10 protein-coding genes and 1 tRNA gene are annotated in these 15087 nt (G+C 60.2%); 10 read left to right on the top strand and 1 reads right to left on the bottom strand.

Translation table 11 applies throughout. From position 1 onward, the window contains the following. Window positions 1-7: 7 nt before the first annotated feature. The 10 genes from tssF (at window position 8) to ABIC76_RS22205 (ending at window position 14857) form a co-directional block, all read left to right on the top strand. A complete protein-coding gene (gene tssF, locus ABIC76_RS22250) occupies window positions 8-1822 on the top strand; it encodes a type VI secretion system baseplate subunit TssF (RefSeq protein ID WP_354535257.1) in 1815 nt (604 codons plus the stop codon). Next, window positions 1786-2907, top strand: a complete 1122-nt coding sequence (gene tssG / locus ABIC76_RS22245; protein WP_502947889.1) for a type VI secretion system baseplate subunit TssG — start codon at window positions 1786-1788, stop codon at window positions 2905-2907. The genes tssF and tssG overlap by 37 nt, the downstream gene beginning before the upstream one ends. Window positions 2908-2951: 44 nt before the next feature. Then, window positions 2952-3440, top strand: coding sequence for a DUF3304 domain-containing protein (locus ABIC76_RS22240; RefSeq protein WP_354535255.1), 489 nt, complete (start codon window positions 2952-2954; stop codon window positions 3438-3440). A gap of 14 nt (window positions 3441-3454) precedes the next feature. Beyond that, entirely contained in the window at window positions 3455-5188 is a 1734-nt protein-coding gene (locus tag ABIC76_RS22235) for a T6SS phospholipase effector Tle1-like catalytic domain-containing protein (protein WP_354535254.1), read from the top strand. A gap of 109 nt (window positions 5189-5297) precedes the next feature. Beyond that, window positions 5298-5828, top strand: a complete 531-nt coding sequence (tssJ, locus tag ABIC76_RS22230) for a type VI secretion system lipoprotein TssJ (protein WP_354535253.1) — start codon at window positions 5298-5300, stop codon at window positions 5826-5828. 180 nt (window positions 5829-6008) lie between these two features. Next, a complete protein-coding gene (locus ABIC76_RS22225; protein WP_354535252.1) occupies window positions 6009-7268 on the top strand; it encodes a hypothetical protein in 1260 nt (419 codons plus the stop codon). Window positions 7269-7427: 159 nt separating this feature from the next. Beyond that, complete coding sequence (locus tag ABIC76_RS22220; RefSeq protein ID WP_354535251.1) at window positions 7428-9851, top strand: type I restriction-modification system subunit M; 2424 nt, start codon at window positions 7428-7430, stop codon at window positions 9849-9851. Next, on the top strand, window positions 9842-11035 hold the full coding sequence (locus ABIC76_RS22215; protein ID WP_354535250.1) for a restriction endonuclease subunit S: 1194 nt from the start codon (window positions 9842-9844) through the stop codon (window positions 11033-11035). The genes ABIC76_RS22220 and ABIC76_RS22215 overlap by 10 nt, the downstream gene beginning before the upstream one ends. A gap of 10 nt (window positions 11036-11045) precedes the next feature. Then, window positions 11046-14132, top strand: coding sequence for a type I restriction endonuclease subunit R (locus ABIC76_RS22210; protein WP_354535249.1), 3087 nt, complete (start codon window positions 11046-11048; stop codon window positions 14130-14132). Then, window positions 14129-14857, top strand: a complete 729-nt coding sequence (locus ABIC76_RS22205; protein WP_502947883.1) for a M48 family metallopeptidase — start codon at window positions 14129-14131, stop codon at window positions 14855-14857. Before ABIC76_RS22210 ends, ABIC76_RS22205 begins: the two co-directional genes overlap by 4 nt. A 149-nt stretch (window positions 14858-15006) precedes the next feature. On the opposite strand, the gene ABIC76_RS22200 is transcribed toward ABIC76_RS22205, so the two are convergent. Then, window positions 15007-15083: transfer RNA gene (locus ABIC76_RS22200), tRNA-Arg, on the bottom strand. Window positions 15084-15087: the final 4 nt, after the last annotated feature.

The raw sequence follows: 15087 nt of genomic DNA, 5'->3' as shown, positions 1-15087 counted from the left end.
CAAACTCATGGAACACGACGACCCGATCCTGCGCTACTACGAAGCCGAGATGCGTTACCTGCGCGAGTCCGGCCGGGAATTCGCGCAGGCGCATCCCGACCGCGCGCGCCTGCTCAACCTGGACCGCGTGGGCGATCGCGACCCGTACGTCGAACGGCTGTTCGAGGGCTTCGCATTCCTGACGGGCCGGCTGCAGCAAAAGCTCGATGACGAGCTGCCGGAACTTACCGAAGGGCTCGTGAGCTTGCTGTGGCCGCATTACCTGCGGATGATCCCGTCGCTCTCCGTGGTGGAACTGATTCCGCTCGCAGAGAAGCTCCAAAAGACCGAGTTCGTCCCGCCAGGCGTCCCGGTGCGCTCAGCGCCGATCACCTTGCCGCAAGCCTCTGACGTGCAAGGTTCGACACCCAAGACTGTGCAGTGCCTGTACCGGACCACCCAGGCGGTCACGCTGCAACCGGTGTCGATCACCCATGCCGGGCCCACGGTACGCCATGATGGGCGCTCGGTGATTCGACTGGGCTTCATGCTACAAGCGTCGGCGCGCCGCACGGAGACGGATCTGTCGAGATTGCGCCTGTACCTGAATGCCGATCTGCCGACGGCGTTTGCCATGCATCTGGCGCTCACGCGTCAGGTTGATTCGATCGACTGGCGCATCCCGGAGGTCCGCGATGGCGAAGTGCTGCCGCTGTCGGGCGTCACCCTTGAGCCAGCGGGGTTCTCGACGGAGGAGCGCCTGTGGCCGAAGGCGGAGGCGGCGTTCTCCGGTTACCAACTGCTGCTGGAATATTTCACGTTTCGCGAGAAATTCCTCTTCGTCGACCTGTGTGGGCTGGATATCACCAAGCTGCCCGCGACCTCGACCCGCTTCGAGCTAGAGATCGTCCTCAAGTCCGCCTATCCGTCGGACCAGCGGTTCAGTGCTGAGAATGTGCGGCTGTTCTGTGCGCCGGTCATCAACCTGTTCGAACTCGACGCCGAACCGATCGTCATCCATCACCACGAGACCGAATACCGTGTGGTACCGGCCGGGCACCGTGGCGAGCATGTGGAAACCTACGCGGTTGATGCCATCGAATCGTTCGACCATCAGACTGCAGAGCGCTACGAATACGTTCCCTTTGCGACCTTCCGGCACCGGGGTGGCATGCTGCGGCACGAGGCGCCCGAGCGCTATTTCCATACGCGCGTGCGTCCCGGCGTCTCGGGCCTGCATGAGACCTGGGTGATTCTTGGCGGGCACGCGTGGGAGACGATGGAGGACCTTCCAGAGGAGAGCGTTTCCCTGCGGGTGACGGGCACCAATGGCATGTTGCCGCGCAAGGGCCTGCGGGAAGCCAGTCTCAGCGAGCTTGCAGCCAGCACGCCGAATGTCACCGGGGTGCGCAATCTCGTTGCGCTGACCTTGCCGCTTTATCCGCCGACGGAAGACCGGTTCCAGTGGCGCATCCTGTCGCATCTGGCGCCCAACTTCCTGTCCTTGATGGATGCCGAGGTCTTGCGCGGCGCGCTGGCGCTGTACGACTGGCGGCAGGACGAACTGAACCGCAGGCGCCTGGCCGGCATCCTGCGGGTGACGCAGGAACTGCTCGAGGAGGTGTCGGGGGGCGCGGTCGAGCGGGGCGTGCTGATCGAGGTCACGCTGGATGCGCAGGCTTTCGCGGGTGAGGGCGATGTGATGTTGTTCGGCGAACTGCTGCATCGGTTCTTCGCGCTGTACGCCGAAATCAATCTGTTCACCAAGCTCGCCATCGTGAGTCTGCCGGCGCAGACGCGCACGGTCTGGCCGCGCAGCAAAGCGCAACGGATGCCGCTGTGAAGCCGACAGACTGGCCGGATCTCGAGCCCCTGGTGGCCTCGCTGCTGTGGCGCTCGCCGCGGATGAGTTTCATGCAGCTTTGCCGGCTGCTGGAGGCGCGTGAGCCGCAAGCCCCTGGGTTGGGCACACGGGATACGCTGGAGCACGAACGGGTGCGCTTCCGACCGCGGCCCCGTGTGGGCTTTCCAGCGGGGGAAATCGCCGCGGTCGAATTCGACGACGAGCGGCCCGATGCGCCGCCGACCGTGCGCACGACCTTCATGGGCCTGTATGGAGTCGATGCGGCGATGCCATCGCACATGATCGACGAGATCGTGCTGCGCGAGGAAGGACACGAGGCCGTCGAAGCGTTCCTGGACCAGTTCAACCACCGCTTCGTCACGCTGCTGTATCGCGCGTGGAAGAAATACCGCTATCCGGAAAGTTTTCGTGCAGGCGGCACGGACGCCCATTCGCGCAATCTGTTGTGTCTGGCGGGCTTCGGCTGGGGTGACAAGCCCAAGCGCGCCGGATTGCCGGATTCGCGCATGCTGGCGCTGCTGGGGCTACTCATCCAGAAGACCCGCACGCCCGAAGGCCTGGCCGGTGTGATTGCGCTGGCCGTGCCGGGGGTGGACGTCCGTGTGGACGAATTCTGGTCGGTCACCACAAGCGCGGGGACGCCCCAGCCGCTGACCGCATCGGGCGGACCACCAGCCGTGGGTAGCCCCGCCAAGGGTCTCGGTGGCGGCTACGTGCTGGGACAGCGTCTTACGTACCGCAGCCGCGCCGTGCGTGTGACGCTGCGCCCGACCAATGCACAGCAGGCGCACGCTCTTCTGCCCGGTGCATGGCTGCATCGTGACCTGATGGCCTTCCTGCGCCTGTATGTCGGTGTCAAGGCGGATGTCCACCTGCGCATGATGGTGTCGTCGCGACTGGCTCCCGTGCCCGCCATCGGCGGGACCGAAGCCGGCCCCGCTCCGCGCCTGGGTTGGACCACCGTGCTGTCGTCCGAGGAGGAACACATGATTCACGTCGTGCTCGGGACGTATGAGGCCTTCCCGACGCCTGCGCCGAATCCCCACCTGGTACGGCCTGTTTGACTTCGAAGAGAACCAACCAACAACCAAATCCAAGGACACGCTCGATGATTCTGCTCCACCGCCTCTCACCCTGGCTGACCGTCTTGTGCCTGGGCCTGGTCTGCCTGTCCGGCTGCGCTGCACAAGAGCCATACACCCTAGCGATCATTGGCTACGATTACACGGACCGCGCCATTCCGGAATTTTCTGTGAACGGGGCGGGCGGGGGAAACATTAATCTCAGCACGCCTACCTCGGGTGGGGGTGGGATAGTCTGCTGCGTCGTCCTGAGCCGCGCCACCAAGACTCCGTTCTGGGTGGACGTGGAGTACCAATTGGACGAACTCGTGTCCTATGAAACGCGCAAAACCATCGAACCCGCGAGCCCCTACCTCACGCGCAAGGTGGAGGTGACCGGCCCCATTCCGCCGGACCCGAAATATCTCACCGTTCACTTCTACCCGGACGGTCATATCGAGGCCGCCATCGTGGGGCGATTTGATTCTCTAGACCCTCGGCTTAAGCTCGAACGCCGCCTGCCCTTCATCCGATAACGGAGTCCTCCACGATGCTTGATGACGCCCAAATCCCTGAGCTGGCTGGCCAGCGCCCGCTGACCGCGCAGGAACGCCAGCAGCGCGCCGGCTCCATGGCCTGCTTCGACCCCGCCAAACGCCCCGGCATGTCGGATTGTTCGCAAGTACTGTCGATCTCGCTGTTCTTCGATGGCACAGGCAACAACATGCGGGACCACCTCCCTAAGTCCAAGCACAGCAACGTGGCGCGCCTGTTCATGGCGCATGAGGACGTAGATGAAAGTAAGGGAACGTATCGAATCTACATCCCCGGTCTGGGAACGCCTTTCCCCGAGATCGGCGAAACGACATACAGCACACTTGGCGGCGCTTTCGGGGTCGGCGGCGAGAAACGCCTACAGTGGGCCAAGGAACAATTCGATGACATCCTCACCCGTGCGAAGGCCCGCGCCGCCAACCCTCAGCACCCGATCCGGATGATCAATGTGGCCCTGTTCGGCTTCTCGCGCGGGGCGGCGCTGGCGCGAGCCTTCGCCGTGCGGCTGACCAAGGAATGTCAGCAGGAAGACGAGGGGTGGCGCCATCAAGGCCATCCCATCCGCCTCTACTTCATGGGCCTGTTCGATACCGTGGCGTCGGTGGGCATGCAAACGAGCGTGCAGGCCATCGACCGCAGCCCTTTACTAGCGGTCATGACGGCCGCTGGCACGGTGTTGTTCGGCCCGGCGGCCTTGCTGGTGGGGGCCGGGCTTGCCCTGGTTCCCAAGAATGGCCACTACGCCTGGGCAGGCAACCTTAAGATCCCCGCCATGGCGGAGCAGTGCATCCACTACGTGGCCGCACATGAGGTGCGCGATTCGTTTCCGCTCGACTCGGTACGCGATGGCGAAAGCTATCCGTCCAATACCTTCGAGCAGGTGTACCCAGGCGTGCACACGGATGTGGGCGGCGGCTATGCACCGGGCGAGCAGACCCGGGCGTTGCGGGATGATGAGAAGCTCAGCCAGATCCCTCTCGTGCACATGCACCGCGCCGCCCGTGTGGCGGGCGTGCCGATTCAGGCACTGGAAACCCTAGCTCCCAAGATCAGGATGTGGTTCAACGTTTCGCCCGACACCGCCACCCGCTACAACCACTACCTGCGCACCGTGCTACCGAGCGGCCCGTTGGAGCAGGCGGTGGGGGCGCACATGCACTGGCTGTACGCCACGCGCAGCTACCTGTCTGCGCAGACACGGGGTGCGGCCGCAACGGCACGCTTGCCCGAGGCCAAGACGGTGCTGGCGCAAACCAACAACGGCGATCTGGTGGCCGAACAAGATGGGGAATTGGTGCGGATCACGAAGGGCGGCACTTCCGTGCAAGAGGCCATGGAGGCGGCGCGCGTTAAGCAGCGCAGCAACGCCCCCCTGACCCTTCGCGAGCAAACGCTTTTGGACGCGCTGCAAACGGTTGATGACTTCACGCAGCACCCACCGCTGCCAGCGGATTTTTTTGACGGGTTCATGCGTGATCAATCCACCTCGCCCGATCGCTCGGACGGCTTCGCGATGGATTCCGTCCAGCACAAGAATAACCGCAGCCAGATGCTCGATCTGTTTGATTACCTTGTACATGACTCAGTAGCAGGCTTTGGAAAAGATGTCTCTAAGCTCGAGAACTGGCGAATGATGTACTTCGGCGACAAGGGCTACGATCCAGCGAACAACTGGAGCCTGCTCTCCGAGGCGCAGGATCGTGCCAACAACGGCGTGACGACCGCTTAGCGGCTATTCCAATGGGCTTCTTGCGCGCCGTGCTTGGTACGTACGAGGCCTTCCCCACGCCTGCACCCAATCCGCATCTGACACGACCGGCTTGATCAGGAATCTTGCAATGACCTTCCGTTTCACCACTTCCACTGTTGCACTTGTTTTATTGCTGTCGGGCTGCGGAGCCTGGCAGGCTGTCTCTGACGCCTCGGTGGGGGCTTATCAGGCGGTGTTCTACAAGCAGATCAAGGTTTTGAATGTCGATCTTGCTGCGCGCCGTGCCCTGAATCCGGACGAGGCAGGGCGGGCGACTTCGGTGGCTGTGCGCGTCTACCAACTCAAGGATCGCAAGCTGTTGGACAGCGCTTCCTACGACGATCTGCTCAAGAACGACCGGACCGTGCTCGCGCAGGATCTGCAAGCCAGTATGGCGGCCACGTTGAGCCCGGGAGCATCCGCCAGCCTTGCACAGCCGATGCAGCCGGAAACGAAGTTCGTTGCGGTCGTTGCGTTTTATCGCAACCCCGGCAACACCAATGACTGGAAGATGGTGATTGAGAAGAAGAAGCTTGATGCGGACAAACCGCTGAAGCTTGAACTGGTCGACCAGAGGCTGGCCGTCGCCGGCGAACTCCCATCGAATGCTTCCCAGTGATGTTGGCTGGAGGCCCGTAAGTGCGGCTTCCATGAAGAACTTGCGACCGAATATGAAGGAGAAGAGGGTGGTCAGTCTGGGCCTGACCGTCCCCAAAGCGGCTGTGCGTGGATTGACAATCGCGCCTTGGCGCGACGGCACAACGGTCAGCACGAGCGGTGCGCGGCATCATTTCCGAACATGACCAAGCCAGCCTCATCGATTAAACCTGCACACCACGCCAGTGGTGGCGCCTTGGCGCGTTTGGTCGAGATTGCGAAGGCAGCGGGTCTTACGCTCCTGACGCCACACTGGATCAACTCGCACGCGAAGTACCTGTTCCGATGCCAACATGGCCATGAATTCGAGCGACACGCGACCGCGGTGAAGGCGGGCATCACCTCGTGCAAGCTGTGCAAGAAGGCCATCGTTCGGCAGCGCTTTTTCGACCAATTGGCTCAGCGCGATCTGGTCTGTCTTGAGGGCGACTATCTGGGGAGCACTGTTCGGCAGCGCTTCGAGTGTGCGCAAGGACATCGCTGGGATACCGAGGCGCGCAAGATCTTGGAGGGGAGTGGTTGCCCTGCCTGTGCGAACGCGCAAACAGCAGCGCTGAACCGCCACCAAGATGGACTGGAACGGCTGCATCAGTCGGCGGCCGAGCGAGGGGGACGATGCCTTGCCGAGGCGTATGCGGGCATCAACGTCAACTACGAATGGGAATGCGCGCTCGGGCATCGCTGGCATGCAAATGCCGCGAAAGTTGTTGGAGGCAGTTGGTGCCGGGTCTGCTTTGGCCTGCGCCATAGTGAGCGTATGACCGATCCAGATGGCCTTGTACGTCTGCGGGCTGCTGCGGAGGTAAAAGGTGGGCAGTGTTTGGACAGCGAGTATCGGGGTGTCCACGAGAAGTACAGGTTCCGTTGCGCGGCTGGCCACGAATGGCGGCAGTCAGGATCAGGGGTCCTGGGCGGAAGGTGGTGCAGTCGCTGCGCAGCCGAGCGCATGGGGAAGGAGCAGCGCCTACCGGATGGGCTCGATCAGCTCAAGGCCGTTGCCGTCTCCCATGGTGGCGAGCTGCTGGAGTCCGTCTACGCGGGTCTCAATGCGTCTTACACGTTTCGCTGCGCGCGCGGGCACGAATGGCGAACCAACGGCGGGCACGTTTTGCGAGACGGCACTTGGTGCAGAGCGTGCGCGGGTTTGCGTCGACGCCATACGATCGAATCCATGCAGCAGATTGCGAGGGAGCGTGGTGGCCGTTGCCTGAGCCCGGAATACCTGGGCGTAAAGGAGCCCTTGTTGTGGGAATGTCATCGTGGCCATCAATGGAAAGTCACCCCAGACAGTGTGATCAATGCGGACCACTGGTGCCCGCAATGCGCCATTCTAGATCGATGCCTGCATGACAGTGCCAAGCGCCGGTATTTGGCGACAAGTTTGGCGATGACTGACGAGTGACCAACCCGTTTGCCTACGGGCGTGGGCGGATGCCAACTTGCCGCGCCACAGGCGGCGGCCAAGGGTTTCAGGTGCGGCGCCGTCGGCGTGTCTTAAAATTCCGGGCAATCCACTGTCGTGCCTTGCGCGGCAGGTGCCGACCCCTTCCGAAACAAGTCCATGGCAATCAAGAAATCCGAACTCTATTCGTCCCTCTGGGAGTCCTGTGACCTCTTGCGCGGCGGGATGGACGCGAGCCAGTACAAGGACTATGTGCTGGTGCTGTTGTTCATCAAATACGTGAGCGACAAGTATGCTGGCAAGAAATATGCCCCAATCACCATCCCCGGGGGCGCCAGCTTTGCCGACATGGTTGCCTTGAAAGGCAAGCCGGACATTGGTGACCAGATCAACAAGAAGATCGTCGGACCGCTGGCAGCCGCCAACAAGCTGTCGGACATGCCGGATTTCAACGACACAGGCAAACTCGGCACAGGTGCGGAGATGGTCAAGCGTTTGACCGACCTGATTGCCGTGTTTGAGAACCCCGACCTGGATTTCTCGAAGAACCGCGCCGATGGCGATGACATCCTCGGTGACGCCTATGAATACCTGATGCGCCACTTCGCCACGGAGAGTGGCAAGAGCAAGGGTCAGTTCTACACCCCAGCCGAAGTCAGCCGCATTCTGGCAGCCGTCATCGGCATTGGGAGCGCTCAGACCAGCACAGATACCACGGTCTACGATCCCACCTGCGGTTCCGGTTCCTTGCTGTTGAAGGTTGGCGACTCGGCTCCCACCGCTGTCACACTGTATGGACAGGAAAAAGACTCGGCGACCAGCGGCTTGGCGCGCATGAACATGATCCTGCACGACAATCCCACGGCGTTGATTGGGCAAGGTAATACGCTGACCGATCCGAAGTTCAAGGACGGTAATGGGCTCAAGACGTTCGATTTTGTCGTAGCCAATCCGCCGTTCTCTGACAAACGTTGGAGCACTGGCCTTGATCCGATCAATGACCCCTACGGCCGGTTCGATACGTTCGGCACGCCACCGGCCAAGCAAGGCGACTACGCTTATCTGCTGCATATCGTTCGCTCGCTCAAGAGCACGGGCAAGGGCGCCTGCATCTTGCCGCATGGCGTGCTGTTCCGTGGGAATGCAGAGGCAGAAATCCGCAAGAATCTGGTTCGCCACGGATACATCAAGGGCATCATCGGCCTGCCCGCCAACCTGTTCTACGGCACGGGTATTCCTGCCTGCATCATCGTCATCGACAAGGAAAACGCCCAGGCACGCAAGGGCATCTTCATGATCGACGCCAGCCAGGGATTCATCAAAGACGGCCCGAAGAATCGCCTGCGCGAGCAGGACATCCACCGCATCGTGGACGTGTTCAACCGCCAGGACGAGAGCGAGCCGCGCTACGCCCGCATGGTGGGGCTGGCCGAGATCGAGAAGAACGACTTCAACCTCAACCTGCCGCGCTACATCGACAGCAGCGTGGCCGAGGACGTTCAGGACATTCAGGGGCACCTGCAAGGCGGTATCCCTCTGGCCGACGTGGACGCCCTGAAAGACTACTGGGCCGTCTGCCCGCAACTGAAAGACGCACTGTTCAAGCCATTGCGCGAAGGCTACGCCACGCTGGCCGTGGACAAGGCCGCCATCAAGCCCACCATCTTCCAGCACCCGCAGTTCGCGGCTTATCTCAAGGGCATGGGCGAGCATTTCAACGCTTGGCGGGCGCAGGCCGTGCCCAAACTCAAGGCGCTGGACACAGGGTTCCACCCGAAGCAGCTCATCGTGGAGCTGGCCGATGGCCTGCTGCACCACTATGAAGGAAAGCCGCTGGTGGATGCCTACGACGTGTACCAGCACCTGATGGACTACTGGGCGCAAACCATGCAGGACGATGCCTACCTGCTGGCTGCCGATGGGTGGGAGGCGAAAACCTATCGCGTTATCGAAAAGACCAAGAAAGGCAAGGGCGACAACGCCAAGATCGTTGAGAAGGACAAGGGTTGGGCCTGCGACCTGATACCCAGGCAATACATCGTGGCGCGTTATTTTGCTGCCGAGCAGAAGGCCATTGATGAAACCAGCGCCGCGCTGGAAGCCGCCAGCAGCGCGCTAGGCGAGCTGGAAGAGGAACACAGCGGCGAAGACAGTGCGTTCAGTGGTTTCGACAAGATCAACGCGGCGGCAGTGAAGGAGCGCATCAAAGAGATCGGCAAAGACGAAGAGGCTGCAGAGGAACTGGCCGTGTTGAAGCAATGGCAGTCGCTGGCCGACAAGGAGGCCGGCTTGAAGAAGAAGCTCAAGACGCTGGAAACCGAGTTGGATGCCAAGGCTTACGCGCAATACCCCAAGCTCACCGTCGACGAAATCAAGACGCTGGTTGTGGAAGACAAGTGGCTCGCGGCCTTTGCCGCCACCGTGTCAGGCGAACTGGAGCGCGTGTCGCAAACGCTGACCAGCCGTGTGCGTGACTTGGCCTTGCGCTATGAAACCCCGTTGCCGGTGTTGGTGGATGAAGTCGCGATGCTATCCGCTCGCGTTGAAGCGCATTTGCGCAAGATGGGGGTGGTGTGGAACTGAGGTCAGGGTACAAACAGACGGAAGCCGGCCTTATCCCGGAAGATTGGGATGTGCACTTGCTTGGAACATTAGCCACTATGGTCGCTTCAGGTCGGTCATCGGCCGGCTCAGCGCTGGGGGACTACCCAGTTTATGGCTCGACAGGGATTATTGGTAACACTGCCTTGCCAGAATATGACGGTGAGGCGATCTTGACGGCTCGGGTAGGTGCGAATGCGGGCAGGTTGAATTTTGTGTCGGGCAAATATGGTGTTACCGACAACACGATAATTTTGCGTTTTGGCGGTAGTTGCAACTTGCCATTTTTCTGGCGACAGTTGGAGGCCAAGCGCCTCAACAGTCTGGTATTTGGCTCCGGCCAGCCTCTGATCACTGGTACGCAACTCAAAGCGCTACCGCTAGCTGTCCCCGCGTTCCCGGAGCAAACCGCCATCGCCGAAGCTTTGGGCGATGTGGATGCCCTGCTATCCGGCCTGGACAAACTCATCGCCAAAAAGCGCGACCTCAAGCAGGCTGCCATGCAGCAGTTGCTCACGGGTAAGACGCGTCTGCCGGGTTTTAGTGGGGAGTGGGAGGTGAAACGGTTGGGAGAATTTGGCGTCTGTTATCGCGGTGTTAGTTACTCACCCAACGACGACTTGTTCTCCGGCGATGTCGCTGAATCGGTGAGGCTTCTGAGGGCTAACAATGTTCAAAACAGCAGTGTTGTTCTCGATGTGCTTCAGTTTGTAAAAAGAAATCGAGTTGCTGATCACCAATACCTTTGCGTTGGAGATGTGCTTATCTGCATGGCAAATGGAAGTAAGGAACTTGTTGGGAAGGCGGCTAGAGTGGTGCTAGATGACGGCATGAACTACACCTTTGGGGCATTCATGGGGTGCTATCGGCCAAATACTGGGCTCGTCAATGCCTCTTTTTCCTTCTATCTGTTCCAGACGGAAGCATATCGGAGGCAGCTTGCGATCCTTCTCGCGGGCTCGAGTATCAACAATCTTTCACCGAAAAGTATTGACGGGTTGGAAATGAAAATTCCTGCTCGGCGGGAAGAGCAGGCCTCCATTGCCGAAGTGCTGTCCAGCATGGACGCCGAGCTGGCAGCGCTGGAAGCGCGACGCGAAAAAACCCGCCTGCTGAAACAAGGCATGATGCAGGAACTATTAACCGGCAAGACGCGACTGGTGTAAGGGAGCCCCAATGACGGGCGAGATCGGAAAATCAGAAAAAACCACGCAGAACCGCGTCATCAAGCTGTTCACCGAGCAACTGGGCTATGCCTATCTCGGCGACTGGACTGATCGCGCCGGCAACAGCAACGTTGAAGAAGGTCTGCTGACAGCGTACTTGACGGAGGCCGGCTATCGACCCGCCCAGATCAGCCAGGCGATCTACAAGTTCAAGACCGAAGCGGCCAACCCGCAGCGCGAGCTGTACGCCAACAACGAAGCGGTCTATCAGCTTCTGCGCTACGGTATCTCGGTGAAGGTCGAGGGTGACAAGGTGGCGCAAACGCTTTGGCTCATTGACTGGGCCCAACCGTCCAACAACCACTTTGCGCTCGCCGAGGAAGTGACCCTGACAGGCGAACACGCGCGCCGTCCGGACATCGTCCTTTACGTCAACGGCATCGCCGTCGGTGTGCTGGAGTTGAAAAACAGCCGGGTCAGCATTGGCAACGGCATCCGGCAGAACCTGTCCAACCAGCAGTCGACGTTCAATGCCTGGTTTTTCAGCACCGTGCAGTTCGTCTTTGCCGGTAACGACTCCGAAGGCCTGCAATACGGCACAACCGGCACACCAGAAAAATTCTTCCTCCGGTGGAAAGAGGACGAAGCCGATAACAGCGGCTACAAGCTGGACAAGTATCTGCTGAAGATGTGCGAGAAGTCTCGGCTCATCGAGCTGATGCACGACTTCATCCTGTTCGATGGCGGTATCAAGAAGCTGCCGCGTGTTCACCAGTATTTTGGCATCAAGGCTGCGCAGGAACACGTGCGCAAACGCCAGGGCGGGATCATCTGGCATACCCAAGGCGCGGGCAAGAGCATTCTGATGGTGCTACTGGCCAAGTGGCTTCTGGAAAACAACCCGCACGCCCGCGTGGTCGTCATCACAGACCGCGACGAACTGGATGAACAGATCGAGCGCGTCTTCAAGAGCAGCGGCGAGGCAATCCACCGCACCAGCAGCGGACGCGATTTGATGACCCGTTTGAGCGAACCGACGCCGCGTCTGCTATGTTCACTCGTGCACAAGTTCGGCGCGGGTAAAGGGCTTGGAGATGGAGATTTCGATGTCTTCATCAAGGAACTGGAATCCCAGCCCGGCAAGACCGTGGGCGATCTCTTTGTGTTCGTGGACGAATGCCACCGCACCCAGGGCGGCCGCCTTAACCGAGTCATGAAGGCGATGATGCCGGCAGCCGTGTTCATCGGCTTCACCGGCACGCCGCTGCTCAAGCGCGACGCAGCGACCAGCCTGGAAGTGTTCGGCAGCTATATCCACACGTACAAATTCAGCGAAGCGGTCGAAGACAAGGTCGTGCTCGATCTCGTCTATGAGGCACGGGACATTGACCAAAAGCTTGGTTCCCAGGGCAAGATCGACACATGGTTCGAATCGAAGACCAAGGCGCTGAACGACTGGCAGAAGAACGAGCTGAAAAAGAAATGGGGCACGATGCAGCAGGTGCTCAGTTCGCGCTCGCGCATGGACCGCGTGGTCGAGGACATCATCTTCGACTTCAGCACCAAGCCGAGGCTCTCCAGCGAACGCGGCAATGCCCTGCTTGTGGCATCCAGCATCTACGAAGCGTGCAAGTACTTCACGCTGTTCCAGAAAACCCCATTCAAGGGCAAGTGCGCGGTCGTCACTTCATACAACCCGCTCGCTAAAGATGTGACGCTGGAAGAAACCGGAGCGAACACCGAAACCGACAAGCAGTTCATCTACAACACGTACACCGAACTGCTGAAAGACGTGCAGCCGAGGGCGGGCATGTCGAAAACCGAGACGTATGAGGACCAGGCCAAGGCGAGGTTCATCAAGGAACCGGCCAACATGAAGCTGCTGATCGTGGTGGACAAGCTGCTGACCGGATTCGACGCTCCGCCGTGTACGTACCTCTACATCGACAAGTCCATGCAGGATCACGGCCTGTTTCAGGCCATCTGCCGCACCAACCGGCTGGACACCGACGACAAGGATTTCGGCTACATCGTCGATTACAAGGACTTGTTCAAAAAGGTAGAGAAGGCCATCGCCGTGTACACGTCCGAGCTGGACCACAGCGCGGGCGGTGCCGAACCAGAAATCTTGCTCCAAAACCGAGTCCAGAAAGGCCGAGAGCGTCTGGATGCGGCGTTGGAAGCCCTGGCGCTGCTGGTGGAAAAGGTGGAACCGCCCAAGGGCGAGCTGGACTACATCCACTACTTCTGCGGAAACACCGAGATTCCTGATGATCTGAAAGCCCGCGAACCACAACGGGTCGCCTTCTATACCGGAGTGGTCGGCTTGCTTCGCGCCTACGGCTGCATTGCCGATGAGCTGGATGAAGCCGGCTACAGCACCGAGCAACAGGCGTCCATCCGGCAGAAACTGGAGCAGTACGTGAAGCTGCGCGAGACGATCCGTCTGGCCAGCGGCGAGACGCTTGACCTCAAGCCGTATGAAGCGGACATGCGCCACCTGATTGACACGTACATCCAGGCCAACGAGCCGCGCAAGATTTCCGAGTTCGAGAACATCGGCCTACTCGACCTGATCGTGAAGTCGGGCATCGCCGACGCCATTGCAAAGAAGCTCAGCGAGATGAAGGATCGCCAATCGGTTGCCGAGACCATCGAAAACAACGTTCGCAGCAAGATCGTCAAGGACCACCTGACTGATCCCGCGTACTTCGCAACGATGTCCGCGCTGCTCGACGAGATCATCAAGAAGCGCAAGGAAAAGGCTGTCGACTACGAGGAGTATCTGAAGCAAATGGCCGACCTCGTGACCAAGGTGCGGGCGGGCACGTCGGCGGACACGCCCCCCGCGCTGGACACGGCCGGCAAGCGCGCACTGTTCAATAACTTGAAAACTGCCAACGGTCGCTCCCCGGAGCAGACACTGGCGCTGTCGCTCGAACTGGATGCGGCCGTCAAGCGCGTGCGGCCGGACGGCTGGCGTGGCGTGCTGCCGCGAGAGAACGTGATCAAACAGGCGCTGTGGGACATCCTGAAGGATGACCAAGAGGTCGAGCGTATCTTCCTGATTATCGAGGCCCAGAAGCAGGAGTATTGACCGTGGAGCGGCGCAATAGCATCGACCTGGGCGACCTTCACGTCGATGTGGTCAGGAAGGACATCAAGCATGTCCATCTGAGCGTGTATCCGCCAGATGGACATGTTCGTATTTCCGCGCCCCTGAACATGGCGTCGGACGTCATTCGAATCTATGCCATCACCCGGTTGGATTGGATTCGGCGGCAACAGCGCAAGCTGCTATCCCAGGAACGAGAGACCGTCCGCGAATATCTGGATCGGGAGAGCCACTATGTCTGGGGAAAGCGTTATCTGTTGCGTATTGTGGCAACCGACGCGGCGCCGACGGTGAAGTTGAAGCACGCTACGCTGGAGCTAGGTTTGCGCCCCGATAGCGATGTCAACAAGCGCCGTGAGGTGCTCTGGGCATGGTATCGGGAGCAACTCCGGGCCGCACTGCCTCCGTTGTTGGAAAAGTGGGAGCCGCTGCTGGGTGTTCAGGCCCGACGTATCCTTGTTCAGCACATGAAGACGAAGTGGGGGAGCTGCAACCCGGTTTCGGGCAACATTCGCCTGAATACGGACTTGGCTTGCAAGCCGTCAGAGTGCTTGGAATACATCCTCGTGCATGAGTTGCTGCATTTGATCGAGCCGACGCACAACGCCCGGTTTCAGTCCCTCATGGATCGATTCATGCCGCAGTGGCGGCAGGTGCGGGATGCGTTGAATCGCTTGCCTGTGCGGCATGAGGAGTGGGGGTATTAGGTTGGGGTAGCTTGTGTCGATACGTTGGCGACTTCTACAACTCGCTTGCGGATGGATCGGCGTGGATCGACGCTGACCGCAAATGCCTACACGGTGCCTACACAGAGAAAAAGGGTTGCAGGCTTAAAGCTGCAACTCATTGATTTTATTGGCCTGCCCAGAGGGATTCGAACCCCCGACCGTCGGCTTAGAAGGCCGATGCTCTATCCAACTGAGCTATGGGCAGATAT

It is taken from the genome of Ralstonia sp. 1138, assembly GCF_040544795.1.
Taxonomy (GTDB): domain Bacteria; phylum Pseudomonadota; class Gammaproteobacteria; order Burkholderiales; family Burkholderiaceae; genus Ralstonia; species Ralstonia flatus.
Note: the sequence above shows the minus strand (reverse complement) of the source record. Positions and strands in the feature narration are given on the sequence as shown.